At 73.7% G+C, this 6,709-nt stretch carries 5 protein-coding genes; 1 reads left to right on the top strand and 4 read right to left on the bottom strand.

The window, feature by feature from the left end; translation table 11 throughout:
* Window positions 1-798, top strand: a 798-nt coding sequence (locus QMX80_RS05965; protein ID WP_282275879.1) for a PIN domain-containing protein, incomplete at its 5' end; no start/stop codon positions are given.
* Here QMX80_RS05965 and QMX80_RS05960 read toward each other — a convergent pair.
* Genes QMX80_RS05960 through QMX80_RS05945 form a run of 4 tightly spaced genes read right to left on the bottom strand, consistent with a single transcriptional unit; the run spans window position 777 to window position 6,707 of the window.
* Complete coding sequence (locus QMX80_RS05960) at window positions 777-2,531, bottom strand: carboxypeptidase regulatory-like domain-containing protein (protein ID WP_282275878.1); 1,755 nt, start codon at window positions 2,529-2,531, stop codon at window positions 777-779. The two genes, QMX80_RS05965 and QMX80_RS05960, sit on opposite strands and share 22 nt — an antisense overlap.
* The gene (locus QMX80_RS05955) at window positions 2,528-4,666 is read right to left on the bottom strand and encodes a hypothetical protein (RefSeq protein ID WP_282275877.1); all 2,139 of its coding nucleotides are present in this window, start codon (window positions 4,664-4,666) and stop codon (window positions 2,528-2,530) included. Before QMX80_RS05955 ends, QMX80_RS05960 begins: the two co-directional genes overlap by 4 nt.
* Window positions 4,663-5,808 (bottom strand): BatA domain-containing protein, encoded by a 1,146-nt coding sequence (locus QMX80_RS05950; protein ID WP_282275875.1) that lies wholly within the window; start codon window positions 5,806-5,808, stop codon window positions 4,663-4,665. The genes QMX80_RS05955 and QMX80_RS05950 overlap by 4 nt, the downstream gene beginning before the upstream one ends.
* Window positions 5,805-6,707, bottom strand: coding sequence for a DUF58 domain-containing protein (locus QMX80_RS05945; protein ID WP_055772737.1), 903 nt, complete (start codon window positions 6,705-6,707; stop codon window positions 5,805-5,807). Before QMX80_RS05945 ends, QMX80_RS05950 begins: the two co-directional genes overlap by 4 nt.
* Window positions 6,708-6,709 lie beyond the last annotated feature (2 nt).

Here is a 6,709-nt window from a genome sequence, read left to right as displayed (position 1 = left end):
CCCATTCAAAAACCCGCGCGGGGGGGGGGCGCGGGGTGCGCGGGGCGACGCCCGCGCCCGCTCCGGGCGCGGGCGTCGTTTTTCCAGGCACCCGCCTGGCAGCAGGGTCCATCGAGGCGTATAAGCGGTACCTGTCGGCGGTCGCGAACAGGGATGGCGATGGATCTGCAGGCAAGTGCTGGCGAAGCATCAGCTTCGACCGCACGCATCAACTATGTGCTGATCGATTACGAGAACGTGCAGCCGGAATCGCTGGCGCGGCTGGAACGCCCGGAGTTCCGGGTGATCGTGTTCGTCGGCGCCAATCAGGGGAAGATTCCGTTCGAGATCGCCGCGGCGCTGCAGCGGATGGGGCGGCATGCCGAGTACGTGAAGATCGCCGGCAACGGCCCGAACGCGGCCGACTTCCATATCGCCTGGTACATGGGGCGCCTGGCGGAAGCCGATCCGCGGGGGTTCTTCCATGTCATCTCCGGCGACACCGGCTTCGATCCGCTGATCCGGCACCTCAAGGAGAACCGGATACTTGCATGCCGCTCCACCGCCATTACGCGGATGCCGTGCTTCGCGCCGGCCGCGCCACCGCCCGAGCAGGAAGCGCGGCTGCAGCTTGTCCTGCAGCGGCTTGCGGCCATGACCCGGCCGACGCGGGTGAAGACCCTGGAAAGCGCGATGGATTCCATGTTCGGCAAGAAGCTGCCGCGTGTCGAGGTCCAGCGGCTCATCGCCGGGCTGCGCGAGCGGGGCTATGTGAAGGTATCGGGCACCGCCGTTTCCTATGCACTGCCCGGGGCATGAGCACTGCCGCATGGTCGTGGCCGCCGTTCCAGCCACCACAGCAGCGCCGCCGCCAGCACGAAGCCCAGCAGCCACGGCCAGCGCGGGCCGGGTACCGGCAACGCGGATGCTGCGGTAATTCCGGCGCTGCCGCGCAAGGCTGAAGTGGCCTCGCGCATGGCCTGTGCATGCAGGGCGCGCGCGTCGGCCGGGTCGATCACCCGCACGCCGGCGCTGAAGTCGCCGGCGACGGCACGGTGCCAGCCGGCCTGCCGCGGCCACCAGCCGCTGCAGTTGCCCGCGTGCGGATCGGCCACCAGGGTGGTGGTGCCGCGATCTGGCGCTTCGATCCGCGTACCGGCAGGCAGGCCGCACAGCGCGGTGCGTTCGCCGGCCCAGGCCCAGGCAGGCAGCGCGGCGAGCGGCGATGCCGGCAGCGGCCGCGCCAGCGTCGCCAGTACGCGGTTCCACAGTTCGGCGTGGGCGTCGGCATGGCCGGCGAGCACCAGGGTGTAGCTGTCGGCGACCGGCAGTACGCCGATGCGCCCACGACCCACGGCCCGCCAGCCGCCGATCGCGGCGCCGTCGGCGGCGCGCAGCAGCGGCACCACGCCGGTGTCGGCGAACGCCAGATCGAAGCGCTCGACGTCCAGCGTCGCCGCCGCGCCGCCATCGCCGGTATCGGTATCGGTATCGCGCAGCTGCACCGTGGCGGTCTGCCCGCCGCCGCGCGCGTCCAGCCCCCATTCGCGCAGGGCGCGGCGGGCATCGCCGCCGAGTGTGCCGCCCATGCGCACCAGCACGCCGAGACCGTCGCGCATGGCCGCGGCGATGGCCGTGCGCTGCGCCGACGACAGCGCGGCCAGGCGGCGTTCGTCGAGCAGCAGCAGGTCGAGCCTGGCGAGGCCGGCCGCGTCGATGGCCTGCGGCGCGTCGCCAAGCTGCACGCCGCCGCCGACGCTGATGCCGGTCTGCTGGGTCGCGCCGGTATCGGCGGCCCAGCGCTGCAGGTATTTCAGTTCCGGCCCGGGCGCGCCGGCGAGCAGGCGCAGCGCGGGCGCCGCTACCGCCTGCACGCGCACCGGCACCGGCAGCTGGTCGAGCACCTTGCCCTCGGCGTCGAGCGCGCGCAGGGTGAATTCGACATCGCCGGCATCGCGCGCGCTGGCGGCAAGGCGCACGCGGCCATCCTCGCCGGGCGTGGCGATGGCGACGCGATGCCCGGCTGGGTCGAGCAGTTCCACCCGTGCCTGCGGCAGGCCCTGCACGCGCGTGCCGACCTCGAAACGCGCGCCCGCGGCGAGCGGCGGCGGCGCCTGCAGTTCCACCAGCCCGTGCGGCGCGGCGGCGGGCAGGAAGCGCAGCGGCGGCAGCGCGGCATCGCGGTCGCGCGCCGGCAGGCCCTGGCCGACGACGACGAGCGCGCGCGTGCCCGGATGCTGGCGCAGCGCGGTGGCCAGATCCGGTACCCGGTCCACGTCCGTCAGTGCCGGTGCTTCCGGCAGGCGCAGCCGCACGGCGGCCGGGATGGACGCCATGTCCGCCGCGGTCGTGCCGGCGGTGGCGATCAGCAGCGTATCGGCGGGCACGGCATGCCGCGGCGGGAACAGGGCCAGCCCGAGCAGCAGCGCCGCCGCCAGCTGCAGCGCCAGCAGCAGGCCCAGGCGCGCAAGCGGCGGGCGCGGCGCCAGGCACAGGCGCAGGCTGCCGAGCAGCACGGCCAGGGCAATGAGGGCGAGGGGCAGCCAGCTCATCGCGCGGTCTCCTGCGGTGCGGTCAAGGCGTCGAGGTAGCGGCGGCCCATGGTGTCGGCGGCGTCGCGCCGCGCCGGCGGTCCCGGCGCGCGCGGCAGCGCCGGCCACAGCTGGTCGCGCAGGCGCTGCCGGCAGGTGCGGCAATCAGGTTGCTGGCGCAGTTCATCGATGGCGGCGGCGATGTCGAGCGGATCGGGCACGGCCTGCGGATGCGCATCGAGCCAGCGCGACAGCGTGTCCAGATCGACCGCCGCGTCCGCCGTGGCCAGCGCCCGCCAGGCGTTCACCGGTATGGCGTCGCCACTTTCGCGCGGTGCCGGTTGCAGGCCGCGACTGCCAAGCCCGTCGCGCTTGCCGCCCATGCGCCGCGCCATGTCGATCGGCGGCAGCTCGGGGCCGACCCGCGCCAGGTAGACGCGCTCGGCCTGCTGCACCTGCTTGATGAAGCCCAGCGCCTTGTAGGCGTAGGGCAGCGCCTTGTCGGGGTGGCCCTGGCGCAGGTGGCCTTCGGATTGCCACATCTGGTCGAGCGCGGCCTTGAGGATGGCGCGGGTCTGCGGATCGAGCAGGGTCGCCGCCTCGGCATGGTCGTGGGTGTGGCCGTACTCGGACAGCACGTCGGTGGCGCTGCCGAAGGCCGCCGTGGCGTCGTCGCCGCCCGCGTGATCGTGGTCGTGGCCATCGTCGTGCGCATGGTCGCTGGCCGCTGCGTCGGCGGTGGGCGGGCCGTCTCCGGTCGGCGGCGGTTTCGCACCGCCTTCGGCTTCCTCGCCCAGGAACTGGCCATAGCGCAGGCGCAGGATGCGCTGGTCCACGCCGATGGCGTCCGCGCGCTTGATGAAGGTGTCGGCGTCGAGCGCGCTGCGCTGCTTCAACAATGCCTCCGCGTCGATGATGATCTGGCGCTGGCTGCGGAAATAGGCCGGCATCACCTTCTTGATCGCCCCTTCCAGGTCGCTGGTCTGCACGTCCTGCTCGCTGGGCAGGCGCAGGATCAGGCTGGGGCTGCGCGCCTCCTGCGGTTGCGGCGCGCGGTTGTCGCGTACGCTCAGGCGCGCCACCACTTCGTCGCCCGGCCCGACGCCCAGTGCGGCCAGATCGACGTCATGGGCGAAGCGGCGTGAAGTGGCCGGGCCGCTGCCGGCCAGTTCGACGCGGCGCTGCTGGAAATCGATGTTCTCGCCGCTGCCCTTGGCGGTGGTGAGCTCCAGCACCGCGCCGGCGGCGACGCCGAAGTCGTCGCTGGCCTCGAAGCGCAGCGTCCAGCGGCGCTGGTGCGGCGCGGCCTGGGTGAGCGTCTGCGCCGGTTCGATCACCTTCACCTGCGGCGGACGGTCCGGCACCACTTCCAGCCGCCATGCGCGGCCGGCGTCGGCCAGCGCGGGCTCGGTGACGATGCGGTACAGGCCGGAGCGCTGCAGGGGTTCCTCGGCCTGCCAGCGGTCGCCGACAGGCTGCAACGGCAGGCGGCGGCCATCGTGGAACTGCAGCCATGCCTGCCGCGGCTGCGGCGCGAACCGCAGCTGCCAGCGCAGATGGCTGCCCTGCAGGGCGCGCGCGTCGAGCTTCTCGCCGGCGCTCGGCGGTTGGCCGGTGTAGGCCGGCGGCGTCACTTCGAGACGGGTGCCGCGCAAGGCGGGCGGCGTCGTCACCGCGGAATGTACGGCGCCTCCATCGCGGACATCCGTGGCAGCCATTCCCGCATCGCGCGGCCACAGCACGGCGGCGGTGGCGACCAGCAACGCGATGCCGAAGCAGGCGAGCAGGCGCGGCCACGGCCAGCGCGGGCGCAGGTCGGGCGGTGTCGCGTGCAGGCGCTGGTCGATGCGCGCGCGCTGGCGCTGCTGCAGCGGGTTCAGCGATTCCGGCGCGGCGAACAGCAGGTCGGCGCTGTCCTCGAAACGCGGCTGTGCGTCCAGGCGCGCGACCAGCCAGCGCGCATCCAGCCGCCGCGCGCGCCAGGTGGCGAAGGCGGCGACGGCGAGCAGGGCGAGCGTGAGTGCCACGCTGCCCGCATCGAAGCCGGCAGCGCGCAGGGCAAGCAGGCCGGTCGCCAGCGCGAGCGGCACGCCGCCGGCCAATACGATCAGCAGTACCCGGCGTCGCGCGACGCGCAGCAATGCCTGCGGGTTCATGGCTGCCCCCGGCGCCGGCGCGCGCTGGCCAGCCAGCGCTCCAGCAGGAACAGCAGGGCGATGGCGGCGGCCAGCCACGGCACGGGTTCGTACGCCGGCTGCGGCCATGCGGCGGCGCCGGCGTCCGGCTGCATCGCCGTGGCCAGCGCGCGGGTGGGAGCCGGTGGCGCCTGCAGCAGTCCACGCAGGCGCTGCGGAAAGCCGGCATCCAGCAGGACAGGCATCGTCGCCGGCTGCAGTGGCGCGGCCCAGCGCAGCCAATGCGCGTGCGCGCCATCCACCTGTTCGATCACCGGTGCGCCACCGTCGTCGCGCCACAGCGGCAGGCGCTGCGCGGTATCGGGCAAGGGCGCGCGCGCATCGACCAGCAGCCGGCCGCCGTCGCGCGCCCACCCCTGCAAGGCATCGGGAACCGGTTTGGCCGAGAGCCAGACGCGCACGTCGCCATCATCGGCGAAGGCATGGTTGTCGTCGGCGATGTCCACCGGCGTGTTCCACGCCTGACCGACCGCACGCAACCATGGCAGCGCGGCGGCGCCGGTTTCGTCATGGCGAATGTGCAGGCGTGGCGCGGCTGGCAGGGTGGCAGTGGCTGCCGGCGATGCGGTTTCGATCACCTGCCAGCGCACCGTACGCGACAGCTGCGGCCGCTGCGCATCCAGCCCATCCAGCGCCGTTGGCACGACCACGGTGAGCGGTGCCTTGGGCGGCAGCGCGGCATCCAACTCACGCAGCAGGCTGGCGAGCGGTTGCGGGGGCAAGGGAGCGGCTGGTGCATCCAACGCCGGAAAGCCCGGTGCCAGCCACAGCCATCGCGACTTGTCCGCATCGACAATCGCGCGTACAGCGGCAAGGTCCACGCCGGGGGCGACAGCGATGCGCGGCGTGTCGTCCTCGACGCCTTCCAGCGCCGGCCGTGCCAGCAGCACCGCCAGCAGCGCGAGCAGCAGCAGCCGCACCAGCAGCAGCGGCCATTCGTCGAAGCGGATGCGCCGGCGCGGCCGTGGCCTGGCCGCCAGCCAGCGCAGCGCGGCGAAGTCGATCAGCCGCTGCTCGTCGCGCCGCGCCAGATGGATCAGCAACGGCAGCAGCAACGCGGCCAGCGCGGCCAGGCCTGCCGGGAACAGCCACACCAGGCTCATGCGCCGCGGCCCCCGTGGCGTGCGGACAGCCGCTGCAGCGGCGCGTCGATGGCTTCGTCGAGGAACCCGGTCTCGTGGCGGATGCCGGCGGCCTGCAGGCGCGCATCCAGCGTGCGTCGCGCCTCGGCGAAACGGGCCAGGTACCCGGCGCGTACCGTCGCGCCGTCGCTGAGCAGTTCCTCGCCGGTTTCCGGGTCGCGGAAGCGGTGGCCGTCCCGGAACGGGAAGTCGCGCTCCTCGGCGGTCAGCAGCTGCAGGTGCACGACATCGCGGCCGGCCTTGGCCAGGCGCTCGGCCAGGGCGATGGCGGCTTCGTCGAAGCCGTCGCCGATCATCACCACCAGGTCGTTGCCGGCGATGCGTTCCCACACCGGCGCCAGCCGCTCCTGTGCCGGCCACTGGCCCTGCGCGCGCAGGGCGTGCAGCTGCAGGTGCAGGCGGTCGCGCTGGCGCAGGCCATGGCCGGCGGGCACCAGTTGCACGCCGTCGCCGCCGATGGCAGCCAGGCCGAAGGCATCGCCCTGCTGCAGCGCCAGTTCGGCCACGCAGGCGGCCAGGGCGCTGGCCGCCTGCAGGCGGGTCCAGTCGCGCCGCGCCTGGTCGGCCTGGGCCATCGAGGCGGTGGTGTCGAGCAGCAGCCACACCGTGAGCGGGCTTTCGCGCTCGGACTCGCGCACGAAGAAGCGGTCCGAACGCGCGTAGAGCTTCCAGTCGATCTGGCGCAGTTCGTCGCCGGGCTCATAGGCGCGGTACTGCGCGAACTCGAGCCCGGCACCGCGGCTGCGGCTGGCGTGCATGCCGATGCCGCGGCTGCCGCTGGCCCGTTGCGGCAACAGCCGCAGGCCGCGCAGGCGGCTGCGCACGTCGGCGGGAATCAGCGGTGGCGCGGTGGCGGCCAAGG

It is taken from the genome of Stenotrophomonas sp. PS02297 (assembly GCF_029959705.1).
In the GTDB taxonomy this organism is placed as follows: domain Bacteria; phylum Pseudomonadota; class Gammaproteobacteria; order Xanthomonadales; family Xanthomonadaceae; genus Stenotrophomonas; species Stenotrophomonas nitritireducens.
This window is presented reverse-complemented; position numbering and strand designations above follow the sequence as displayed.

What these genes read in the sequence shown, in the direction of transcription:
- QMX80_RS05960 (WP_282275878.1), bottom strand. Translation starts at nt 2,531, where the DNA reads ATGAGCTGGCTGCCCCTCGCCCTCATTGCCCTGGCCGTGCTGCTCGGC.
- QMX80_RS05955 (WP_282275877.1), bottom strand. Translation starts at nt 4,666, where the DNA reads ATGAACCCGCAGGCATTGCTGCGCGTCGCGCGACGCCGGGTACTGCTG.
- QMX80_RS05950 (WP_282275875.1), bottom strand. Translation starts at nt 5,808, where the DNA reads ATGAGCCTGGTGTGGCTGTTCCCGGCAGGCCTGGCCGCGCTGGCCGCG.